The sequence below is a fragment of the Nonomuraea aurantiaca genome (assembly GCF_020215705.1).
Lineage (GTDB): Bacteria > Actinomycetota > Actinomycetes > Streptosporangiales > Streptosporangiaceae > Nonomuraea > Nonomuraea aurantiaca.
This window is the reverse complement of the sequence record NZ_JAIWNB010000003.1, coordinates 470,809-492,997: the sequence shown is the minus strand read 5'-3', so window position 1 is coordinate 492,997 and position 22,189 is coordinate 470,809. Positions and strand designations below refer to the sequence as shown.

Here is a 22,189-nt window from a genome sequence, read left to right as displayed (position 1 = left end):
GTCAGCTCTATCGCATGTTCAGGACTATCGGCGTGAAGGATGCCTGGAATCGGTCGCCCAAGGCGATCTTGAATGCGCCACCCCCCGAGCTGGACCACGGGGCTTCGCCCTCTCCTCATGGCAAGGGCCAATTCGGAAAGCGTTCCCCAGGAGCCGCCGACCACGATCACGGCATCACCCGAGTTGACGATGACGTTGTTACGAGCCTCGCCGATCCCTGTAGGAATGACGATGGTCAGGTCCGGGTTGATGTGCTCCCGGTCAGCGCGCGAGAGGATACCCACAACCGTCCCGCCTGCGGCGTTCGCACCAGCGGCAACCGCCGCCATGACACCTGTATATCCGCCGCATATCACCACCGCTCCACGCTCGGCCAGCATGCGACCCAACTCGCGGGCATTGCGACGGTCATCTTCAGTACAGTCACGCGGCCCGCATACCGATACCTGGATAGCCATCAAAGGCCTCCTACCCCGTGACCTCACTCAGGGAGCGCTGGACGGCTCGGAGGAACGGCACGATCAACTCCGCGACCAACGAAGCCGTCGCCACCGCCTCCTCCACCCCACGGTAGAAGGACGTCACCCCAGCCACAGCCCCCCATCAGCGAGCTTGCGAATCAGCGCTTCCGACGGGAGGAGTCACATCCCCATGGAAGGTTTGTTGGTCAGTCGGCTGGTGATAGGCCGATCCCGAGGACTTGCAGGCAGTCGCCGACGGCGACGAGTTCGATGTCGTCGCGCCGCCGCTTGATCCGCTGCTCCCGGGTCAGCCGCCGCCCCCGAACGTCCGGGCTGAGCCAGGAGAATGTGGTGACCGTGCCGAACGCGCCGAAGTCGGCCTGGCCCTGAGCACGTCGTTCGCCTCGTGCACTGTCACAGGCCATCGACAGTCGAGACCCTTCGTCACTGGACCGGCGGTTTAACGCTTCCCCGCACGGGAGCCACACCCTGCTGGGATTCCCACCGCGCGAGGTGGACCGGCAAGGCCTCCACCTCATTCAAGAATCTTGGAGGCAAGAATGTCACCTTGGATCTCCAGCCTCATCAAAGAAGAAGCGCTGCGTGAGACGCACCGTCGCGCGGTCTTTACCGAAGCCTGAAGTCGCACGGTGGAAGCGCGCCGAGCCATTCAGGAGCACCATCCGATTGAACGCCATTCCAATGTGATCAATCTCGCGCCACTGGTCTGGTCGCCTCTTGTCTGGGAAGTAGACGTCATCCAGGAATTGCCTGCGCGATTCGAAGCCCAGTTCTGCCGCTTCCTCGTCATTTGCAGGGGGACCGAACAACCCAGTCGGTACGTGCTGGTAGAGACTTACGCCGCCAGAGCAAGACTCCGGTGGCACGAGGTAGACGATGGCCGACCAGTCAGTGTCATCGAAGTGCGTCGAGAACCGGACGTCCGAATCTTCGCCATAGTATGCGAACACTCCAAAAGAGACCCGTTTCGGATCGACCTTGATTTTTGAACCTACCAAGCCTTCAAGTAAATCGACCAATTCAGGCGTATAGAAGAGTCTCTGTGTCTCCGTACTGAACTTATGGCCGCCGTCATTAAATGGAGGTAGCCATGACTCTTCGCGCAGCCCGGTTTCCCTTACCATCCAGGGGTCGGCATAGAAATCGTCCACCACCTGCAGAATTTTGCTCATGCTTCACTCTCCACTCTGAACACGTCCTACGGGATCGAAATCCCGCACCAGGACAGCGAATCGTTGGGTTATGGCAGCCGCCGTCGCGAGACAGGATGCACCAATGACAACGTAAGGGACCGCCAGTGCATCAGCAGCGCCGATCCAGGGCGTAAGGGCACCAACCAGAAGGCCTCCGGCAAACATTCCCACGGCAGTCACACCCCATGCCGCCGTCCGCATGACCGAATTGACGCGTCCCAAGACGTCAGCGGCGGTGACTCGCTACCGGATTGCATAGAGGGATACCGAGTAGGTCACGATTATGGCACTCACGAAACAATACACCGCGGCGGTTACTGCCACCGTAGGGAACAAACCAAGGAGCAAGTATGACGCGCCCATGGCGAAGAGACAAACTGGCGGCAGCTGACCATTGGGTAGCTTCGCTTTCAGGTACGCAGCCATTTGTCCGCCAACAACCCCTCCTAGCGCTGAAATGGCCATAATCACCCCAAAGCCAACCGAGCCCAGACCTAGAGTGTCTTGCATGAACAACACCTGCGTAGACAGTGCAAGCGAAAATGAGCCATTGATAATCAGGGACATCAGGAGCATGAGACGGAGAAGCGGGTGCCGCCATACAGTTGACAGGCCGAGACGCAGGGACTCGCGGGCACTCGCCTCCGGCCCGTGGGTGGTGCTGTCTGCGGCGCCTTCCATTTGGTGCTTCCTCAACATCAAAAGCGCAGCCACTGAGAGGATCATTGCAATCGCGTTGAATACAAAAGGCAGGAACGTTCCTACGCGCAGCAATAAGCCGCCGAGCGGCCGACCCGCAATTTCTTGGGCAACGAGAGCCGCGGTCCGAAGGTGACCATTAGCTCGTTCAAGATCGTTACCGGACACCAATGCATTGGTCGTGGTCTCGGTGGCGATGTCGTATACGACTTCCATCGTCGTGGCCAGAAATGCGAAGCCGGCCAGCAGTGGCACGGAGGCTTGTTCAGCGAGAATGATCAGGCAAAGCGACGCCCACAGAACACATCGAACAGTGTTGGCAAGCGTCATAAGACCTAGCTTGGACACACGGTCCACCAGAACTCCCGCCGGCATTGCCAACAAGAGCCAAGGAAGCCGTCCGCAGGCCGCAACCAGACCCACAAGGAGCGGTTCGTCCGTGACCGTGGCAGCCAACCATGGGAGGGCGATCATCGCCAGGCCGTCACTCAGATTGGATGCCAGCGATGCCGCCCAGAAACGCCAGAAGTTCGCACCCAGCGCCACTTTTGAACGGTCGATCACGTCTGACAGCCCTTCGGATTCAGAATTGCACCAGCGCATGGACATGCATCGTCACACAGCTTCAGTCGATCCCCTATGGCCAGCCCGCCGGAGGTCACGTTCGCCTAGACGCGCGCCGGAGAGATTTGCATGCGATAGGTCAGCACCCCACGAAGGTCCGCGCCATGTAAGTCAGCCCCAGCAAGGTCGGCTCGTTCCCGGCCCTCCTCAGCAAGCAGGCCTCCAGACAGCGGCACCCCAAAGAGATCAGTGATACTTCCGGACCAACCAACCGCCTTAGCTGTTATCGCAAACAAGTCCGTTGAGGTATGTCCTCTATCTCATTGCGCTGTTGGCGTCCTCCCAGAAAAAGAAATTTTGCGTAAGCCGACCACTTTGCTTGTTTGATCCATAAAGGTTCATAATGCCGTGGAAGTACCTGGAACCGCGCAAGAGCACGCATCGGTTGTACAGGGCCGGAATTGCGACAACCGGCTCCCATGCTTCGGAATCCAAGGTGTGTTGTGATACATACCGTGCGTCGAAGTCCACGGCGTCAGAAAACCCAAGTCGCCTTAGCTCGCTGGCATCAGGAACTGTGACGCTGTCGTACCGAGTGCTTCGGAAGATGCCTAGCTGCCCTCTCTCGTGCGCATCAGGCGTCAAATAGATTACCGCCGACCAGTCGACCGGATCGATATGCACCACTGTGGGGGCAGTATCATGTCGAGTTGAAATGCGAAACTTACCGTATACCCATTGGGTTGCGTCAAAACGAATCTGCGAGCCAATAATGCTCGCGAAACGGCGACCGTGAGCTGCGGAATGGTAGGCCTTCAGGCTCTCAACACCGGGAAAGTTGGCTTCCTCTCCGTAGTCGATGTAGTCGACCGCAAGTGCCATCTCTCGCACGTCTTCAGGGTCGGCGTAGAAATCGTCAACAACGATGAGATCGTCACGCAACTCTTCCGGTACGTCCACGGACGTTGCTACATATACGGGAGTCGAACTGGTACTCATGCGATCTTCCGGCCGGCTGACGGCGCCTCAGTCGCCTCGTCGAAGAAGAAGTTTTGGGTAAGCCGAGCATTGTCCGGCCGCTCTCCAAACCCGCCGAGTGGAGCGTGATAAAGCTGTGAGCCTCTGAAGAGCAGTAGGCGGTTATAGACTGGGGCGATCTTTGTGATAAGTTCCCACTTATCGAGGTCGGCCATGTCGCGCTTTACGATCTCGTTCTCAAAGGTATTTGCGTCGGCAAAGCCGAGTGCGTGGGCCTCACGGTCCGAAGGCGGACGATCCACACCATATTCTCGGTGGCGAAAGAACCCGGTTCCCGCCCCGATCGGAGCGCTCGGGGTGAGATAGACCATGGCAGCCCAGTCCACGGAGACATCTGCGTGGACCTTGGTCAAGGCTCCAGTCTCCTGGGAGATCAGCCGAAAGCCGCCGAGAAGGTAGCGCTTTTCGTCGAATTCCACTCGCCTGCCGATGAGTGTGCTGAACCGCTCAGCGATCCCACCAGGCAGAAGTGCCTTCTCGCCTTCCCAGCCAGGATAATTCAGTTTGCCTACACTGTTGTACTCCATGCCAAGCGCCATCTTACGGACGGCATCCGGGTCCGCATAGAAGTCGTCGACCACGATGACCATAGTTTGCATGCCGAGACTCATCCTTTCTGGGTGCGAGAGATCTCAATTGCCATATCCGCTAGTTGCTCAACCCATTGTGCACGAGGGGCCAACGGAAAGGCTGCCATCGCAAGCGCCTGCCAGAGCGCGACATTTACATACCACGCAGGGTGTCGTGCTCCGACGGTTTGCTGGGCATCGATCACCCACGGCCCGAACCAATCACCTTCGCTGAGGCCACGGAATGCTTGCGCCGCAGCCAGTACCGGAATGTAATCGGCTTCGACACGACCTTCGTTCAGCAGGCGCAGGGTAACTCTGGCTGCAGCGCTCTCAGCGCCCAGAAGTCCGCCTGACATTGCGAGATCCGGGTCAAGTCCTTCGGCCTCGCAGGCGCGCGCAAGCACTTTTAGCAGGTTAGGCCAGCGCGCCCTCATTTCCTCGTCCAAGGCGAGGCTGGTATGGCGCGCAGCACGAAGATCATAATCCGGCATTTCTTCAATGGTGGACGCGTAGCGGAAGCGCAGTGGCAGGAGACACGCAATCGCCTTATCGATCCCGGAGAGATCTTCAGGCAACTCCAGAACCGATCTACATTCATCTTGGAATCCCGCGATGAATGTCAGATTTCTCCGGTTAGGGATATAGCGCACATCCTCCCAGACGAGGCGCAGCAAGGTTGCGATTTCATGCTGTGGCGAGTCGCCGCTGAGCGGCCCGAGGTGCGATGGCAAGCCCCAAGCATTTACGAGCACCACGCCGTCAGGGGTTGTGGCTTTCGAAATATCTCGCCAGAAATCGATATCAAATACAAAGTCAGCATGTCCGCCGGCACCATAGAGGTCTACGCAGACGGCATCGAACGCACCCTCATTGCTGCGTACGAACTGCCACGCGTCGCCCATGAGCATCTCAACCGCGAGCTCTGGGAAATGGCGGGCATATATCAACTCAGCCATCTCATGCATCTGTTCGTCTGCGTCAACGCAGACGAGGCTGGCATCTGGTGTCAGAGCAAGGATCGGTCGAATTGCGCCGCCCAGACCGGTCCCGAGCATGCATATTCGGGATCCCGGCGCAAGGAGGCCCGCGAGGGCAAAGTCGTCCGGCTGACTGCCTACAAATACGCGATTGCCATCGAGTGTCGTGAATTGCGTATGCACCAGTATGTTTGATCTCGCATACAGGTCGCTCGGCATCCTATGTAACCCACCTAGATAATGCACCGAGAAGGCGTTGCCCGGGTTTGCACCCGGACAACGCCTGGGTGTTTTGCCGTATGTACAGCAGTTGGGGTTTAGCTGAGCTTCAGAACTCGCTCAACTTCATGCTGCTCAGCCTCGGTCAGCGGACTGAATGACGCGCTGCGCGGCATGTTGTTCTCCGAAGTCCTCGCATAGGTCTCATAGTCGAACCCGTCGAGACCAGCGTTCTTGGCGGACATGGACACCACCTCCTGTGTGTCTTTACATCTGACGTTGAGCCTAGCCGCACACAACTGCCGGCAATATCCACATCACGTCTGGTCCGCTGCGCATTCGGGATAGCGAAATTCGCCCGGTCCGCGAAGGCGGGCGTGGGGGCGGTTGGCCTGCTTTGAGACTCGGGCTTGTTCTTGCCCTTGTACGGTGTGACGAGTGGGCCCTCGACTCCTTGATATGCCTTGTCCGCCAGGGTGATGATCCCCGCCTTCTCCAACGCGCGCAGGATGCCCCAGATGCGGGCGGCAGGCAGGTCATGTGTCTTGCCCGGCAGCGCTCCCGAGGTCCACACGATCGTCCCGTCTGGTGTGGCGATCAGGGCCGAAGCGTTCGCACGAGACGAATTCCTGGTATTTCGCTCGCCACCGTCCGATCAATCGAACGTACCTTTGATGGGATGCGCTCCACTTGACGCTAGCCCCGCCCCGAGTAGCACCGAATGAGAAGAACCCGAATGCAAGGCGATCGGTCTCGTCGCGATCTCAGGAACTCACCGAACTCATGTAGATCCATGGCCGCCATTGTGGGCCGACGACTCGCCGACAGACAGGCGCTGTCAGCACCAGGCAAGGTTCAGAGGCTGGTCGCGGTGCGGATCAGTGAGGCGAGTGCCAGGGACCGGCTGTGCGGCGGCCAGGCGATCACGGTCGTCACCGTCGGCGCGTCCGGCACCGGCACCACGGCCAGGTCATGGCGTAGCTGGGTGCGGCACGACTCGGGCATGATCGCCGAGGCGCGGCCCAATGCGATCAGCTGGCACAACTGCGCGAGGTCGCGGACCTGCGGGCCGGGCCCATCGTCGTAGGTGCCGTCCTGACGGGGCCAGCGCGGCTGCGGCAGTCCGGGCAGGTCGGTGACGTCGGCCATCCGCAGTTCGGTCCGGTTGGTGAAGGGGTGCCCGGCGGGCAGCACGGCGACCTGTCCCTCCGCGTGCAGTTCTTCGGTGTCGAATACGGTCGTCGAGTCGAACGGCAGATGCAGCAGCGCCACATCCGCCCGGCCGTCGCGCAGCAGCCGCTCCTGCTCGGCGATCCCGCACAGGATGACTTCGACGGCGACGGAATCCGGCTCGGCGGCGTAGGCGTCGAGCAGTTTGGCCAGCAGTTCGCCGACGGCTCCGGCCTTGGTGACGAGGACCAGGCCCGGTCGGCCAGTCGCGGCTCGTTGGGTGCGGCGCTCGGCGGCCTCGACCGCGTCGAGGGCCGCCCGGCCCTCGCGCAGCAGGACTGAGCCGGCCTCGGTCAGCGCGACAGCGCGGCTGGTGCGGGTCAGCAGCAGGACGCCGAGCCTGCGTTCGAGCTGCCGGATGGCCCGCGACAGGGGCGGCTGCGCGATGCCGAGCTGCTGCGCGGCCCGCCCGAAGTGCAGCTCCTCGGCGACCGCGACGAAATACCGCAGCTCCCGCGTTTCCATGCCCTCACCGTACGGCGGAGCGGCCCGTCCCGCGCCGCATCGATACCGCTGAGGTATCGCCGGGCACCCAGACGGTGTTGGAAACCGCAGCCGGTGCACCGCCAGGATCGAGGCATGAGCGAACAGTCGATCGCGCTGGTCACCGGCGCGAACAAGGGAATCGGTTACGAGATCGCGGCCGGTCTGGGCGGCCTCGGCTGGCGGGTCGGGGTGGGCGCCCGGGATGCGGGTCGCCGGGAATCGGCCGTGGAGAAGCTGCGCGCGGCGGGCGTCGACGCGTTCGGTGTGCCGCTGGACGTCACCGACGACGCGAGCGTGGCCGCCGCGGCCCGGCTCGTCGAAGAACGCGCCGGGCGGCTCGACGCGCTGGTCAACAATGCCGCGGTGACCGGCGGCATGCCGCAGGATCCCACGACGGTCGACCTGTCGGCCGTGCGTGCGGCCGTGGAGACCAATGTGATCGGCGTCATCCGCGTCACCAATGCGATGTTGCCGCTGCTGCGCCGCTCCGCCTCTGCGCGGATCGTGAACATGTCCAGCAGCGTCGGCTCCCTCACCCGGCAGACCACGTCCACCGACCTGGCCGTGATCGGGCCGCTGTCGGCCGCGTACGCGCCGTCCAAGACGTTTCTCAACGCCGTCACCCTCCAGTACGCCAAACAACTGCGGGACACCACCATCCTGATCAACGCCGCCTGCCCCGGCTTTGTCGCGACCGACCTCAACGGCTTTCGCGGCGTGCGCACGCCCGAGCAGGGCGCGGCGATCGCGATCCGGCTCGCCACCCTGCCGGACGGCGGCCCGACCGGCGCGTTCTTCGAGGACGCCGGGGTGGTGCCCTGGTAACGGCCTCCCCGAAAGCCCGTTCACGGAGACGAACGAGGAAGCCGGCGAGGTCACCTAGTCGGTGGGACATCTGGTGACGTCGAAGCGGTCTGACCAGCTCGTTGGCACTACAGGTGGGCGACCTTCACCACCTCATGCACCTGGTGCTCAACCGATGTGACGCCATCCCTGGCGTCGGCCGGCGGAGCCATGACCCACATCACACGCCGGGCATGTCACGTTCCCGGCAGCTCATTCCGTCCGTGTAGTGCGCAACCGGCCTATCACTCGCACGGACAAGGGAGCATCGTGTTCGCCGTCTACCTCGTGATCACCCTCCTCACCTCGGCCGTCGTCGGCCTGGCCGCCATCGCCAACTTCATCGGCCATGAATACCCCAAGAAGCAGGCGGAGCAGCTTCGCGTGCCCCGTTCCTGGATGCTCCCGCTGGGCGTGATGCTGGCGGCGGGCTCGCTGGGACTGCTGGCCGGGTTCGCCGTTCCGGTGCTGGGCCTGCTCGCCGCCGCCGGCCTCGTGTTGTACTTCCTCGGCGCGTTCTGCGTACATCTGCGGGCCCGTGACCACCACTTCGGCGCCTGGTCCGTGTTCTTCACGCTGGCGGCGGCCGCCCTGGCCGCGAACGTGGCCTACTACTAAGTTCCGGCCCAAACCGAGATCAGTTCGTCCGCGACGCCTCAGCCCGCAACCCCCTTGAACCCCAGAACCAGGCTCTACATTCAGCCGTGATCTACCGCCACAGACCCGTCAGCTCTATCGCATGTTCAGGACTATCGGCGTGAAGGATGCCTGGAATCGGTCGCCCAAGGCGATCTTGAATGCGCCACCCCCCGAGCTGGACCACGGGGCTTCGCCCTCTCCTCATGGCAAGGGCCAATTCGGAAAGCGTTCCCCAGGAGCCGCCGACCACGATCACGGCATCACCCGAGTTGACGATGACGTTGTTACGAGCCTCGCCGATCCCTGTAGGAATGACGATGGTCAGGTCCGGGTTGATGTGCTCCCGGTCAGCGCGCGAGAGGATACCCACAACCGTCCCGCCTGCGGCGTTCGCACCAGCGGCAACCGCCGCCATGACACCTGTATATCCGCCGCATATCACCACCGCTCCACGCTCGGCCAGCATGCGACCCAACTCGCGGGCATTGCGACGGTCATCTTCGGTACAGTCACGCGGCCCGCATACCGATACCTGGATAGCCATCAAAGGCCTCCTACCCCGTGACCTCACTCAGGGAGCGCTGGACGGCTCGGAGGAACGGCACGATGGGCGGTGAATAGATCGATGCGCTCTCTTAGCTCCAGAGCGAGTCTGCCGTGTGCATGTGGGGCAAGTTCGTCACCGATGCGCCGGACTCGTTGTATGACCGGGACTGTACGATGCTCCGGCGCGATGCTGAGCACCGGATCCAGCTCATCAGCGAACCCGTCAACTTCCCCTGACGCGAGATGAGCCGCCGCCAGGTCTATGCGTGCGGCGGCAAGCAGCTCTGCCCCCGATGCAGATGGGTCAGCCGTCAGGAACTGGATGGCCTGTTGCGCTTGCCGCGTCGCCTCACGAAGGTCGTCGGCCTCCCCCATGGCGCAATACGCCTCGCTCGCATAATAGGCGGCTTTGCCGCGACTGAAATGGAACACTCCAGGTTCGTCAGCAGTCGACAGTCGATCGCGCGCATCGCGGGAAGCGGCGATGGCAGCGGGGAACTCGTGGGGGTCTCGAACCGCGGCCAGAGCCCTGGCCTCGTGGCTCGTCAGCCTGAGCATCGCTGTGCCGGACGTGGCGTGATCACGACCGGCGTGGGCTATCTCAGCAGCACGCCGGTAGTCCCCACGCCAATAGGCGACGTTTGATTGCACCCACCGGATGTAGGCGCGTAGTGGGTTGTCGTCTGTGAGTTCCGCGCATACCAGCGCCGTCCGGGCGTGGGTTTCGGCCTCATGAGGATGGCCGAGGTCGGCACTGGCATGCGCCAGAAGACCACATAGCTGACCCGCAGCACGGTAGAGCCGCCGCTCCTGATCAAGAGGATGGGATCTCCCCGCCTGACCAACGTCTGAGCAGTAAGGGCTACAGCAACAAGGAGGCATCCCCGCGGGTCGGTCTCGCGGATACAGGCTGAGTTGGTGCCGGTTTCGATGAGCTGCCGCCGTACTCAGTCCGCTCCAACCAGCCGACCAGGCGAAGCGTTCTTGAAAGGCGGTCCGAGCGCAGCGAGGCCCTTCAGGGGCGGGCGTCAGCCCGCCTGGGAGAGCGTCCGGAGCGAAGCGGAGGGCCGTTGTGGGCGGGTGGGCATCAGACGGCCAGCCACCGAATCGGGTAACGGGCGGGGAGGAAGAACGCCCGGAGCGAAGCGGAGGCCCTTTTGAGGGAGAGCACCGATCGGCGCGATGCCACAGTAAGTGCCCACGCGACACCGCAGACCCCTAATATCACTTCTGTCTGCATAGGCCCCGATAGCGGAGGAAGCAGTGGGCGGCCCCGGGACCGAGAACACGTCAGGACGTGCGCGAAGCGCGGCGGTCCGGTGACGCTGCTCGCGGGCCGCTACCGGCTGCTGTCCCCGCTCGGCCAGGGCGGCATGGGCACCGTCTGGCGGGCGGTGGACGAACTGCTGCGGCAGGAGGTGGCCGTCAAGGAGGTCCGGCTGCCTCCGGACCTCGACGAGGCGGCACATACCGAGCTGGCCGAACGCACGTTACGCGAGGCGCGGGCCGCGGCGCGGCTGCGCTCCCACCCGTCGATCGTCACCGTGCACGACGTCGTCCTCGACGACGGCCGGCCGTGGATCGTCATGGAGCTGGTCCGCGGACGCTCCCTCGACCAGACCGTACGCACCAACGGCCCGCTGCCCCCGCGCCAGGTGGCCTGGATCGGTCTCCAGATGCTCGACGCGCTGGGCGCCGCGCACGCGTCGGGCGTACTGCACCGGGACGTCAAGCCGGCCAACGTCATGCTCACCGACGACGGGCGGGTGCTGCTGACCGACTTCGGGATCGCGACCGTCGCCGGGGACGCCGCGCTCACCCAGACCGGCCTGCTCACCGGCTCGCCCGGCTACATCGCCCCCGAGCGCCTGCGCGGCGAGACCGACGGCCCGCTCGCCGACCTGTGGTCGCTCGGCGCCACGCTGTTCACGGCGGTGGAGGGCGGCCCGCCGTTCGCCCGCGCCAACCAGGCCGCCGTGATGGCGGCCGTCCTCATGCAGCCACCCGCCCCCGCCCGGCTGGCCGGACCGCTCGCCCCCGTCCTGGCCGCGATCCTGGAGAAGGATCCGGTACGGCGCTGCGCCCCCGGCCAGGTGGCCGACTGGCTGAACGCCATCGCCCAGGGCGCCGTGCGGGCCTGGTCAGAGGTGGGCCCGGCGCCCGTTGGACCCCCGTCCAGGACGGGACCCTCGCCCAGGACGGCCGGCACCGACCCGGCCCTGCACCGCGAGCGGACCCAGGCCGGCGCCGTGCCCAGGCGCAGCCGCATGCCCCTCATCCTCCTGGGCGCCGGGCTGGCGGTCGTGCTGGCCCTGGCCACAGGGGTGGTGGTCCTGGTGCGGGTCCTGCCGAACTTCACCGCCACCTTCAGCGAAACGATCGGCGACACCTCCACCCCGGCCCCGACGTCCCGCTCGACGGGGGCCGCGCGGGCGCTGTTCGGGCGCGACTTCGAGGCGTGCGGCCTGCTGACCAACGCCCAGGCGCGGTCGTTGCTCGGCGGTACGGTGAAACGTCAGTTCCAGACCGCTTCCGCCTGCATGTGGACCAGGACTGACAACGGCGCGTTCGTGAGCGTCACGGCGAACCGCCTGGCGGATGCCTCGGCCGCGCACACCGCCCAGGAGTACACGGTCAAGACGATGAAGGAGGAACCGAAGCGCAACCCGGGGACCAAGGTCCGCAAGGGCCCGGACGTCGGCGACGAGGCGTACAGCTACACCCGGGGCGAATCCATCGTGGACACGATCTACCGGACCCAGATCTCGTTCCGCCTGTCGAACGTCTGGGTGATCATCTACCACACGGGCCGGCAGCCGGGGTTCACCACCGCCGACCGTACGGCCAAGCTCGTCGTCAACGCCGTCAACCGGCATCGTTAGTCTCACCTCATGGCGATCAGGAACTCGCACTGCTCCTTCTGCGGCACGGCGTACACCCCGGACCAGCCCTGGCCGCGCACCTGCGCCGGCTGTGGCAACACCGCCTACCTCAACCCACTGCCCGTCGCGGTGCTACTGCTGCCCGTGGACGACGGCCTGCTGGTGGTCCGGCGCGGTATCGAGCCGCACCGGGGTGAGCTCGCCCTGCCCGGCGGGTTCATCGACGTCGGCGAGAGCTGGCAGCAGGCCGCCGCCAGGGAGTTGCGCGAGGAGACCTCCGTCGTGGTCGACGCGGACCGCGTGCGGCTGTTCGACGCGCACAGCGCTCCTGACGGCACCCTGCTGGTCTTCGGCCTGGCGCCGCCGACCGTCTCGGCCGCCTTGCCGCCGATGGTGCCGACGGCCGAGACCATGGAGTGGTCGGTGCTGGACGAGCCGCAGGAGCTGGCATTCCCGCTGCACACCCGGGTCGTCTCCGCGTACTGGGAGCGCCGCTCAGCCCTTCACTGATCCGGCGAAGCTGAAGGAACCGGCCAGGTACTTGTTCACGGCGACGTAGAGGACCACCGCCGGGGTCGTGTAGATGATCGAGAAGGCGGCCAGCTCCCCGTAGGCGACCTGCCCGTACTGGGAGAAGAAGGTGTAGATGGTCACCGCCGCCGGCTGCTTCTCCGGCGTGTCGAGGAGGACGAACGGGGCGAAGAAGTTCCCCCACTGCCCGACGAAGACGAAGATCGCCACAACGGCCACCCCGGGCGCCATCAGCGGCCCGACGATCCTGAGCAGCGACTGCACCCACCCGGCCCCGTCGACCCAGGCGGACTCCTCCAGGCTCACCGGCACGCCGTCCATGAAGTTCTTCATCATCCAGATGGAGAACGGCAGCGAGCTGGCGGCCAGGAACAGCACCATGGCCGGGATCGACCCGTACAGATTGAACCGGAAGAACATCGAGTACACCGGCACCATGATCGCCGTGACCGGCAGGCCGGTCGTGAACAGCAGCGTCAGCATGAAATGCCGCTTGAAGCGCAGCGTGTAGCGGGACAGAGGGTAGGCGGCGAGCCCGGCGACGATCACGGTGAGGATCGCCGTGCTGCCGGAGATGAGGATCGAGTTGATGATCGGGTGGTAGATGGTCTCCCAGGTCAGCACGGCGCTGAAGTTCTTGAGCGAGAACTGGAAGGTCGGCTGCGCGGCCAGGTTGGCGTCGGGCTGCAGCGAGGCCAGGAGCACCCACAGGAACGGCCCGAGGAAGGCCAGCGCGATCACCGCGAGCGAGACGAGTGCCGCGCCACGGGCGGCCAGGCGCGTCATCAGGTGTCCACCTTGATCAGTCGCAGGTACACGAGGGAGAACGCGGCGCCGATGACCAGCATCACCAGGGCCATCGCGCTGCCGTAGCCGATCTCGAAGTAGCGGAACGCCTGCTCGTACATGTAGAGCGGGGTGGTCTGGCTGTCCGTGCCAGGACCGCCGCCGGTGAGGGCGTAGATCAGGCCGAAGCTGGCCAGGGTCTGCAGGGTGATCAGCATGAGGTTCGACAGGATCGAGCGGCGGATCAGCGGCAGGGTGATGTGCACCAGCCGCCGCCAGGTGCTCGCCCCGTCCACCGCGGCCGCCTCCAGCAACTCCCCCGGTACGTCCGACAGCGCGGCTGAGTAGACCAGCATGGAGAACGCGGTGCCGCGCCACACGTTGGCCAGGATGATCGCGATCATGGGCGCGCTGTAGAGCCAGTCCTGGGAGAGACCGAGGGCGGCGAGCGCCTCGTTGAGCGTGCCCTCCTCGGCCAGGAAGGAGTACCAGCACGCCGCCGCGACCACCTCGGGCACCACCCAGGCCGCGATGACGATGCCGTTGACCACGCTCCTGACCGCTCTTCCCCGGCCCCGCTGGAGCAGCGCGATGATCAGGCCGAGCGTGTTCTGGCCGATGACGGCCGAGCCGATCACGAAGACGAAGGTCAGCAGGAGGGAGTTGCGGAAGTCCTCGTCGCTGAACATCTTGACGAAGTTGGCCACGCCGACGAACTGCGAGTTCACCGACGCGGCGCCGGTCAGCGTCTCGTTGGTGAAGGCGATGTAGACGCTCCACAGGATGGGCCCGACCATGAAGATCACGAACATGATCAGGGCAGGCCCGAGCGGTAGCAGCCAGCGCAGGGTGCGCCGGGCCCGCCGGCGCGGCTCCCCCTTGTCAGGGGAGCCGGCCAGCCGTGGCGGCGTCACGGACGTGACGGTCATGAGCCGGGGATCACCTTGTCCGGGCCGCCGACGACGCCGGGCAGCGCGTCGGCGTACTCCTTGGCCGCCGCCTCCGGGGTTTTGGAGCCGGTCGTCATCGCCTCCATGACCTTCTGCACCTCGGCCGAGACCTTCGGATAGACCTCGTACGCCGGGCGGTAGTGCGTGACCGAGGCCAGATCGGACCAGAACTTCACGCTCGGGTTGTCAGCGGTGTACTTCGGGTCGGCGGCCACGTCCTTGCGCGGGGCGAGGTCACCCGTGCCGATGGAGTACACCAGCGTGTTGTCCTTGTTGGTCGCCGTGGCGATGAAGTCCCACGCGTCCTTCTTGTCCTTGGCGTAGGAGCTCATCGCCATGACCCAGCCGCCCGACATGCTGACGGCGCCGGGCGCCTGGCCGTTCTGGGTCGGCATGGGGGTCCAGCCCATCTTCTCGGCCCACTGCGGCCACGGTTTGGTGCTGGTGGGCTTCCAGCTGCCCGACATCCAGGCTCCGTCGAGGTCGATGCCGAGCTTGCCGTTGGGGAACCAGTCGAGCCCGATCTTCTCCCCCAGCTTGGGGTTGAACGCGTCGGCCTTCTTCGGGCCGAGGTCCTCGCGGTAGATCGTGTTGATGAAGGCGAGCGAGTCGGTGAACGCCTTGCCGGAGGAGACCCACTTCTTCTGGGAGTCGTCGTAGAGCGTGCCGCCGGGGGTGCCGTAGAGCAGCATCTCGAAGCCCTGCATGGTGGCGGCCTCGCCGTGCGGCTTGGTGGAGTACATGCTGAAGGGGACGACGCCGGGCACCTTCTGCTTGATCGCGCGGGCCGCCGTCAGCACGTCCGCCCAGGTCTTGGGCTGCCACGGCACCGGGATGCCGGCCTTGGTCAGGATGTCCTTGCTGTACCAGAGCCCTCGGGTGTCGGTGCTGATCGGCACACCGTAGATCTTGCCATCGGGGCCCTTTGCGGCCTGCTTGACCGAGTCGGGGTACTGGGTGGCCCAGTCGGGCCAGCTCTTCAGGTAGTCGTCGAGCGGGGCGAGCTTGCCGGCGGCGACGTCGGCGTTGACCTGGAAGGTGTCGTGGAGGTACACGTCCGGGGCCGACTCGGCCGAGCGGTTCAGCAGGGCGAGCTTGGTGTAGTAAACCTCGTTGTTGCCCTGAACCGCGGTCAGCTTGATCGTCACGCCCTTGTGCGCGGCTTCGTACTGCGTCTTGGCCTGCTTGAGCATTTTCTCCAGGTGCGGCCAGGAGGGTTCCACCTTGTAGAGGACCTCGATCTCCTTGGCCCCGTTGGCGTTCTTCTGCTGCGTGTCCGCACCACATGCGCCGGCCGTGGCGGCTAACGCGGCTGTCAGGATCGAGGCCACCATCGCTCGTCTCATGGGACTCCTTCTCACCGGCCCACAGAACTGACTTGACGAGACGGTAAATCTTTTTGATTTATTAAGTCAACGACGGAAGCCCAGAAGTGCAGGGAGCCATTTATGCAGATGGGGACAAATCTCCCGAAAGTAGGCCATTTCAATCGGGCCGTCGTCCTGGAGGCGATCCAGGTCTCGGACGGCATCAGCCGCGTCCAGATCGCCGGGCGCGCCGGGCTCACCGCCCAGACCGTCTCCGTCATCGTGCGCCGGCTCCTGGAGGAAGGTCTCGTCATCGAGGACGGGTCGCTGCCGTCCCGGGGCGGCAAACCGCGCACGATCCTGCGGGTGGACCCGACCGCCGGCTACGCCGTCGGCATCCACTTCGATCCCGGCGAGATCTCGTACGTGCTGGCCGACCTGGCCGGGCAGCCGGTCGCCAAGCTGCACACCGCCGTACGCCCCGGCCTCGCGCCCGACGCGGTCATCCGCCAGATGGCCCGCACCGCCCGCAGGGTGCTGCGCGAAGCGGACGTGCCCGACCGCAAGGTGCTGGGCATCGGCCTGGCCTGTCCAGGACCGCTCGACGCCGAGGGCATCATGAACGTCCCGCCGCGCCTGACCGGATGGGACCACGTGCCCATCAAACGCCTGCTGGAGGAGCACGCCGGCTTCCCGGTGACCTCGGACAACGACGCCACGGCGGCGGCGATCGGCGAGCGCTGGGCCGGGGTGGCACGGGCCGCGCCGAGCTTCGCCTACCTGTACCTGGGGACCGGCATCGGCGGCGGGCTGTTCCTCGACAACCAGATCTACCGCGGCCGTTCCCTCAACGCCGGCGAGTTCGGCCACATCACGGTGGCGCCGGACGGGCCCGACTGCTACTGCGGCAACCGCGGCTGCGTGGAGGCGGTCTGCTGCCCGAGCGCGATCGAGGCGACCGTACGGGCGCGGCTGGCCGAGGGCGCCGAGAGCACGCTGACCGCGGACGGGCTCCACCACGCGGCCATCTGCGCGGCGGCCGCGGCCGGTGATCCCCTCGCCGGCGCGGTCATCGGCCAGGTCGCGGCCCGGCTCGCCGACGCCGCCGTGAGCATCGTCAACATGCTCGACATCGACCTGCTGGTGCTGGGCGGTCCGGCCATGCACGAGGTCGCGGACGTCTACCGCCAGGTGGTCGCCGCGGCCGTGGCCACCCGGCCCCTGGCCCGCCGCCTCCACACGGTCCAGGTCGAGACCTCCCCCATCGCCGCCGACGCCGCCGCGATCGGCGCCGCGTCTTTGGTCTTCCACGCCACCTACGCCCCTCGGCTCAGCACGCTCCTGAACCGCTGACCTCCAGGCGTCCGTACGGTTGCGTACGGGCGCGGACCACGTGACCGGCGCGGATCTCCACGTCCAGCAGCGCCGCGTCGTCGTCGAGAGGGCAGCTCAGAGCGAAGGCCGTGTCGTCGAACCGGCCCGCTTGCCGCGCCCATTCGAGCCTGACGACCGCATCGGCGGCGAGCGCCGCGGATCTGGGCGGCGGCACGGACGGGCCGTCCAACGGCCGTCCCCACGACGCGCTCACTCCCTCGACGCGCTCCAGGTAGAGGCGTCGCAGCCACGGCGGCGTGGCCAGTTCGGCGAGTACGGCGAGCGCCGCCGCCTCGTCCGGAACCGCGATGTCTGGCACGGCTGCGTCGACCGGCGCGGCACCAAGGGCGGGGCTTGGCGGCGCGAGGGGGTCTACGCGCAGGACGATCCCCGTACGGCCGTCCGCCGCCGGGACCGACAACCGCCCCGAGGCGTGCGCCGGGTCGAGCCAGGTGATCAAGCCGAACGACGCGGAACCGGCCGCACCGGCCGGCTCGCCACCGGAGGAGCGGCCCAGGTCCGGCGGCCCGGTGGCGGAACCGGACGACGCGGAACTTACCGCCGCGACCAACTCGCCGAGCGTGGCGCAGACCATGGCGCCCCCGGTGGGACGGGCGACGAGCCAGCCGCCGCCGGAAGGCGAGACCCGCACTCCGGGCGACGGCCGCACCCGGGTCACCGCGCGGGCCACCGCCGCACGGGCGCCCGGCCCGGCGACCCAGGGCCGCGCCCAGTCCGCGTCACCACGCTCACCGCAAGCACCGCACATCAGCCATCACCACCCGGCCCACACATCAGTCGGCTCTCCCGGCCTGTCCGCGCCGCACATCAGCCATCTCTTCCCCCTCCTCAGGTGCGGTGTCCACGAACGTTCGCCGGGTGTCCGTTCTTCCTTTCCCCCGAAGCCTGAGGGACGCCGGCCACCACGGACGTCAGTGAGATTGAGACGGTCCTGCGACGAAAACACCTTTGTGGTCCCTGCGCTGGCCTGCGATCCCCCGGATCACGGCATGACGTCGCCGGAGTTGGGCCCGAGGGTCTGGCCGACGTAGAGGTTGCCGCCGGGGTCGCCGGCGAGCAGGACCGCCGTGGGCGCGATCTCCTCCGGGCGGCCGAACCGGCCCAGGGGCAGCTCCGCGCGCTTGGCGGCCTTCCACTCGTCGGTGATCCCGGCCACCATCGGGGTCTCGACGGGGCCGGGCGCGATCGCGTTCACCAGCACGTTGTGCTCGGCGACCTCGAGCGCGAGCGACTTGGTGAACCCGATGACCCCGGCCTTGGCCGCCGCGTAGTGGCTGAGCGAGCGGCCGCCCTTGATGCCGAGCTGGGAGGCGATGTTGATCACCCGTCCCCAGCGCCGCTCGACCATGTGCGGAACGACATACCGGCAGCACAGGAAGACCCCGGTGAGGTCGACCGCGATCGTCTCCGCCCACACCTTCGGGTCCATCTCGACCAGCGGCGCCTCGGTGAGGATGCCGGCGGAGTTGACCAGGACGTCGATCTGACCGAACCGGTCCAGCACGCCGGCGACGGCCCCGGCGACGGAGCCGGGATCGCTGACGTCGACGGCGACGTGTCCGGCCGCCCCCATGTCGGTGGCCACGCGCTCGGCGTCCAGGTCCGCCAGGACGACCTGGGCGCCCTCGCGGAGGTACGCCTCGGCGATCGCGCGGCCGATGCCGCTCGCACCACCGGTGATCAGGGCGGTCCGGTGCTCCAGGGCGGGTCGATGTTCCGGGCCGGGCCGGCGTGCCGAGGTGGGCGCGGGTTCGGGGGCGGGCATGTGGGTTCCTCCTCAGGCGGGCATGCGGACGGTGAGCCCGCCGTCGACGACGATGTTCTGGCCGGTGATGTAGCCGGCGTCGGCCGAGGTGAGGAACCGGATGACGGAGGCGACCTCCGCCGGCCGGCCCACCCGGCCCCACGGGATGTCCTGACCGGCTCGGGCCAGGCCGTCGGGGCCGAGCGAGTTCACCGGGTCGGACGACTGCGGGGTTTCGATGAGGCCGGGGATGACCGAGTTGACGCGGATCTGCCGGGGAGCGAGTTCCACCGCGAGGCTCCGGCACAGGCCGAGCACCCCGGCCTTCGCGGCGGCGTAGTGGGCGTGCTCGCCCCAGCCGTACACGCCGCCCGCGATGGAGGACACGGCGACCATCGCGCCGGGACCGGAGATCCGGGCGGCCGCCGAGCGCAGGGTGCGCAGGACGCCGGTCAGGTCGACCTGCAGCATGTCGTCCCAGGCCGCGTCGGTGAGCTCCGCGAGCGGGGCCCGGCGCAGCACACCGGCGTTGGCCACCGCGATGTCGAGGCGGCCCCACTCCTCGACCGCGCGCTGGGCGAACGCCTCGACCTGCGCGGCGTCCCGTACGTCCACCTCGTGCACCACGCCGGCACCACCGGCCCGCTCCACCTGACGGAGGGTCTCGGCGGGGTCGTGCGGGTCGCCGGGGAAGGTGCCGATGACCGTACGGACGCCGCAGGCGGCGTACGAGACGGCCAGCGCGCGGCCGATCCCGCTGGCGGCACCGGTAATAACGGCGACCCGTCCGTCAATGTCGGGAGCGGTCACAGCGCGGGCACCTTCCGCGCGCCGAACATCACGAATCCGGACAGGAACGTGCCCAGCGCGCCGACCATCAGCGCGCCCTGGTTCCAGTCCGAGCCCGCGACCAGCATCGCGGTGATGATCGCGCCGGCGGCGATGGCGCCCGGCTGGCTGATCGCGTTGATGAACGAGGTCCCCGTGGCGCGGCAGCGGGTGTCGTAGCACTCGCCCATGAAGAACAGCATCGCCGAGTACGGCCCCACCAGGAAGAACATGCCCAGCGAGTAGAGCACGACCACCGCGAACGTACCGCTGGCGACCAGCAGCATGAGCGCGAAGATGACGCCGGAGGCCATCCAGCCGAACGCGATGACGTTGCGCCGGCCGAACCGGTCCCCGGCCCAGCCGTGGAAGACGTAGCCGACGTAGGCGACCGCGTTGATCACGATGAACATCAGCAGGGAGTTGGTGAAGCTGACGTTCTTGCCCTGGGTGAGGACCGTCGTGCCGAGCACGCTGAACACCTGGATGCCGAACCAGTTGACGAACCAGGCGAACCCGAGGACGAGCGTGTTGCGCAGCGCGGACCCGCGGAAGATCTCCAGGAACGGCGCCGACTTGCCCTCGGACACGCCGTACTCGCGGGCCAGGACGGCCGCCTCTTCCGTACGACCCTCCTTGCGCATCCGGTCCATCTTCTGCTGCAGCTCGAACTGCGGCGTCTCGCGCAGACCGCGCCGCAGGAGCGCGATCACGATGGCCGGGAACGTCGCCAGCAGGAAGCACCCCCGCCAGCCGACCAGCGGCAGGAACAGTGCGATGAACGCCGCCGCCAGCAGCGTGCCGAGCGGCCAGCCGCCCTGGACCAGGCTGTAGATCAGGCCACGGCGCTTCTTGATCTTCTCGTCCTCGGTGACGGCGTAGATCTCGTTGAGGTACGTCGCGTTGACCGACTGCTCGGCGAGCCCGAGTCCGCCGATGGACCGCACGCCGACCAGGTAGGCGGCGTTCATCGTGGCGGCCGACACCGCCGAGGCCAGCGCCGTGCCCGACACGGTGATGATCATGCCCTTACGGCGGCCCAGCCGGTCGACCAGCGGTCCCACCCCGAGGACGACGATCGCAGTCCCCACCGAGATCAGCGTGGAGATCAGTGACGCCTGCGCCGGGGTCCACTGGAACTGGCCGGAGATCTCCGGCAGCAGCGTCCCGAACATGATGTAGTCGTAGACCGCGAAGATCCAGGCGAACAGCGCGATCACTGTGGCCTTGCGCGTCTGCCGCACTCCGACTCGTGGGAAAGGCCGGGTGCCGGTTTCCGGGACGCCCGATTCCGGGATGCCCGATGAGGTGGTTGTCATGGAGGTGCCCTTTCGGAGAAAGAGAGTGGGGGGTTTCGCGCATGCGTCATCACCGGACCGGCATGGACAGGCGCGGGGCCGCTACCGGGGCGAGCGGGCCTTGAAGTCGTCGGCGATCTCGTCGAAGGTCACCCAGCGCACGCCTTCGTGGCCGCTGATGTACTCGATGAGCCGCTCGTGCATGAGCAGGCTCTGCGGCCGGCCCGAGACGTCGGGGTGGATGGTCATGGTGAAGACCGCGTAGTCAGATTCGCGATAGACCCAGTCGAACTGGTCGCGCCACATCTCTTCGAGGTGGCGGGGGCTGACGAAGCCGTGGCTGTTCGGACTGGCCTTGACGAACATCATCGGCGGGAGGTCGTCGAGGTACCAGTTGGCCGGGATCTCCACCAGGTCGGTCTCCTGGCCGCGCTCCAGCGGCTTCATCCACTCGGCCGCCGGGCGGGAGTAGTCGATCTTCGTCCAGGAGTCGCCGACGCGGACGTAGTAGGGGCTGAAGTCGTCGTGCATGAGCGAGTGGTCGTACTTGATGCCCCGCTCCAGCAGGAGCTCGTTGGTGACGGGCGAGAACTCCCACCATGGGGCGACATAACCGGTCGGCCTGCTGCCGGAGTACTTCTCGACCAGGTCGATGCAGTGGTCGAGGACCGCGCTCTCCTGCTCCCTGCTCATCGCGATCGGGTTCTCGTGCGAGTAGCCGTGCACGCCGATCTCGTGACCGCCGTCCACGACCTGGCGGGTCTGGTCGGGGAAGGTCTCGATGGAGTGGCCGGGGATGAACCAGGTGGTCCGCAGGTCGTACTTCTCGAACAGGCGGAGCAGCCGCGGGGTGCCGACCTCGCCGGCGAACAGTCCGCGCGAGATGTCGCACGGCGAGTCCTCTCCGCCGTACGAGCCCAGCCAGCCGGCGACGGCATCGACGTCCACGCCGTACGCGACGAGAATCTCCTTGGGCATGG

25 protein-coding genes and 1 pseudogene are annotated in these 22,189 nt (G+C 66.3%); 5 read left to right on the top strand and 21 right to left on the bottom strand.

Going from position 1 to position 22,189, the window contains the following annotated elements; genetic code table 11:
- The 11 genes and pseudogenes from LDL49_RS11765 to LDL49_RS11715 all read right to left on the bottom strand — a co-directional run.
- Positions 1–458: TIGR00725 family protein (locus LDL49_RS11765; RefSeq protein ID WP_225291009.1), on the bottom strand; the 458-nt coding region annotated here is incomplete at its 3' end.
- 209 nt (positions 459–667) lie between these two features.
- Positions 668–886 (bottom strand): hypothetical protein, encoded by a 219-nt coding sequence (locus LDL49_RS11760; RefSeq protein WP_225291008.1) that lies wholly within the window; start codon positions 884–886, stop codon positions 668–670.
- Between the two features lie 138 nt (positions 887–1,024).
- Positions 1,025–1,654 carry a hypothetical protein gene (locus LDL49_RS11755; RefSeq protein ID WP_225291007.1) on the bottom strand — a complete coding sequence of 210 codons (630 nt, stop codon included), beginning with the start codon at positions 1,652–1,654 and terminating at the stop codon, positions 1,025–1,027.
- 264 nt (positions 1,655–1,918) lie between these two features.
- On the bottom strand, positions 1,919–2,983 hold the full coding sequence (locus LDL49_RS11750; protein WP_225291006.1) for an MFS transporter: 1,065 nt from the start codon (positions 2,981–2,983) through the stop codon (positions 1,919–1,921).
- 59 nt (positions 2,984–3,042) lie between these two features.
- A complete protein-coding gene (locus LDL49_RS59130) occupies positions 3,043–3,174 on the bottom strand; it encodes a pentapeptide repeat-containing protein (protein ID WP_225291005.1) in 132 nt (43 codons plus the stop codon).
- 79 nt (positions 3,175–3,253) lie between these two features.
- Complete coding sequence (locus tag LDL49_RS11740) at positions 3,254–3,898, bottom strand: DUF6445 family protein (protein ID WP_225291004.1); 645 nt, start codon at positions 3,896–3,898, stop codon at positions 3,254–3,256.
- Between the two features lie 35 nt (positions 3,899–3,933).
- Positions 3,934–4,566 (bottom strand): DUF6445 family protein, encoded by a 633-nt coding sequence (locus LDL49_RS11735; protein ID WP_225291003.1) that lies wholly within the window; start codon positions 4,564–4,566, stop codon positions 3,934–3,936.
- A gap of 17 nt (positions 4,567–4,583) precedes the next feature.
- Entirely contained in the window at positions 4,584–5,744 is a 1,161-nt protein-coding gene (locus LDL49_RS11730) for a spermidine synthase (RefSeq protein ID WP_225291002.1), read from the bottom strand.
- Between the two features lie 98 nt (positions 5,745–5,842).
- Entirely contained in the window at positions 5,843–5,989 is a 147-nt protein-coding gene (locus LDL49_RS11725; RefSeq protein WP_225291001.1) for a hypothetical protein, read from the bottom strand.
- Between the two features lie 108 nt (positions 5,990–6,097).
- Positions 6,098–6,345, bottom strand: a pseudogene (locus tag LDL49_RS11720) (transposase family protein); the annotation flags it as partial.
- A 254-nt stretch (positions 6,346–6,599) separates the two neighbouring features.
- Positions 6,600–7,439: a LysR family transcriptional regulator gene (locus tag LDL49_RS11715; RefSeq protein ID WP_225291000.1), complete on the bottom strand. Its 840-nt coding sequence runs from the start codon at positions 7,437–7,439 to the stop codon at positions 6,600–6,602.
- Between the two features lie 114 nt (positions 7,440–7,553).
- On the opposite strand from LDL49_RS11715, the gene LDL49_RS11710 reads away from it, so the two are divergent.
- Entirely contained in the window at positions 7,554–8,285 is a 732-nt protein-coding gene (locus LDL49_RS11710; RefSeq protein WP_225290999.1) for an SDR family oxidoreductase, read from the top strand.
- A 288-nt stretch (positions 8,286–8,573) separates the two neighbouring features.
- On the top strand, positions 8,574–8,921 hold the full coding sequence (locus LDL49_RS11705; protein WP_225290998.1) for a DoxX family protein: 348 nt from the start codon (positions 8,574–8,576) through the stop codon (positions 8,919–8,921).
- A gap of 91 nt (positions 8,922–9,012) precedes the next feature.
- Here the strand turns inward: LDL49_RS11705 and LDL49_RS11700 are convergent, their stop codons facing one another.
- Positions 9,013–9,486: a TIGR00725 family protein gene (locus LDL49_RS11700; protein ID WP_225290997.1), complete on the bottom strand. Its 474-nt coding sequence runs from the start codon at positions 9,484–9,486 to the stop codon at positions 9,013–9,015.
- Positions 9,487–9,509: 23 nt separating this feature from the next.
- Positions 9,510–10,370: an NsdA family TPR-like regulatory protein gene (locus tag LDL49_RS59845; protein WP_504854009.1), complete on the bottom strand. Its 861-nt coding sequence runs from the start codon at positions 10,368–10,370 to the stop codon at positions 9,510–9,512.
- 437 nt (positions 10,371–10,807) lie between these two features.
- Here LDL49_RS59845 and LDL49_RS11690 point away from each other — a divergent pair, with 437 nt between their 5' ends.
- Together LDL49_RS11690 and LDL49_RS11685 are read left to right on the top strand one after the other, a co-directional pair.
- Positions 10,808–12,370: a serine/threonine-protein kinase gene (locus tag LDL49_RS11690; protein ID WP_225290995.1), complete on the top strand. Its 1,563-nt coding sequence runs from the start codon at positions 10,808–10,810 to the stop codon at positions 12,368–12,370.
- Positions 12,371–12,379: 9 nt separating this feature from the next.
- On the top strand, positions 12,380–12,880 hold the full coding sequence (locus LDL49_RS11685; RefSeq protein ID WP_225290994.1) for an NUDIX domain-containing protein: 501 nt from the start codon (positions 12,380–12,382) through the stop codon (positions 12,878–12,880).
- Here the strand turns inward: LDL49_RS11685 and LDL49_RS11680 are convergent.
- From LDL49_RS11680 to LDL49_RS11670, 3 genes are read right to left on the bottom strand one after another with little or no spacing between them, the layout of a single operon-like run.
- The gene (locus tag LDL49_RS11680; protein ID WP_225290993.1) at positions 12,866–13,687 is read right to left on the bottom strand and encodes a carbohydrate ABC transporter permease; all 822 of its coding nucleotides are present in this window, start codon (positions 13,685–13,687) and stop codon (positions 12,866–12,868) included. The two genes, LDL49_RS11685 and LDL49_RS11680, sit on opposite strands and share 15 nt — an antisense overlap.
- Positions 13,687–14,616 (bottom strand): carbohydrate ABC transporter permease, encoded by a 930-nt coding sequence (locus LDL49_RS11675; RefSeq protein WP_225290992.1) that lies wholly within the window; start codon positions 14,614–14,616, stop codon positions 13,687–13,689. The genes LDL49_RS11680 and LDL49_RS11675 overlap by 1 nt, the downstream gene beginning before the upstream one ends.
- The gene (locus tag LDL49_RS11670; protein ID WP_225290991.1) at positions 14,613–15,983 is read right to left on the bottom strand and encodes an extracellular solute-binding protein; all 1,371 of its coding nucleotides are present in this window, start codon (positions 15,981–15,983) and stop codon (positions 14,613–14,615) included. Before LDL49_RS11670 ends, LDL49_RS11675 begins: the two co-directional genes overlap by 4 nt.
- Positions 15,984–16,091: 108 nt before the next feature.
- On the opposite strand from LDL49_RS11670, the gene LDL49_RS11665 reads away from it, so the two are divergent.
- Positions 16,092–17,297, top strand: a complete 1,206-nt coding sequence (locus tag LDL49_RS11665) for an ROK family transcriptional regulator (RefSeq protein ID WP_225290990.1) — start codon at positions 16,092–16,094, stop codon at positions 17,295–17,297.
- Here LDL49_RS11665 and LDL49_RS11660 read toward each other — a convergent pair.
- The 5 genes from LDL49_RS11660 to LDL49_RS11640 all read right to left on the bottom strand — a co-directional run bounded on the left by LDL49_RS11660 (position 17,275) and on the right by LDL49_RS11640 (position 22,187).
- Complete coding sequence (locus tag LDL49_RS11660; RefSeq protein ID WP_225290989.1) at positions 17,275–18,087, bottom strand: hypothetical protein; 813 nt, start codon at positions 18,085–18,087, stop codon at positions 17,275–17,277. The genes LDL49_RS11665 and LDL49_RS11660 overlap by 23 nt on opposite strands.
- A gap of 234 nt (positions 18,088–18,321) precedes the next feature.
- Positions 18,322–19,104 carry an SDR family NAD(P)-dependent oxidoreductase gene (locus tag LDL49_RS11655; protein WP_225290988.1) on the bottom strand — a complete coding sequence of 261 codons (783 nt, stop codon included), beginning with the start codon at positions 19,102–19,104 and terminating at the stop codon, positions 18,322–18,324.
- Between the two features lie 12 nt (positions 19,105–19,116).
- Entirely contained in the window at positions 19,117–19,893 is a 777-nt protein-coding gene (locus LDL49_RS11650) for an SDR family NAD(P)-dependent oxidoreductase (RefSeq protein WP_225290987.1), read from the bottom strand.
- Entirely contained in the window at positions 19,890–21,230 is a 1,341-nt protein-coding gene (locus tag LDL49_RS11645) for an MFS transporter (protein WP_225290986.1), read from the bottom strand. Before LDL49_RS11645 ends, LDL49_RS11650 begins: the two co-directional genes overlap by 4 nt.
- Positions 21,231–21,311: 81 nt before the next feature.
- Complete coding sequence (locus LDL49_RS11640; RefSeq protein ID WP_225290985.1) at positions 21,312–22,187, bottom strand: polysaccharide deacetylase family protein; 876 nt, start codon at positions 22,185–22,187, stop codon at positions 21,312–21,314.
- Positions 22,188–22,189: the final 2 nt, after the last annotated feature.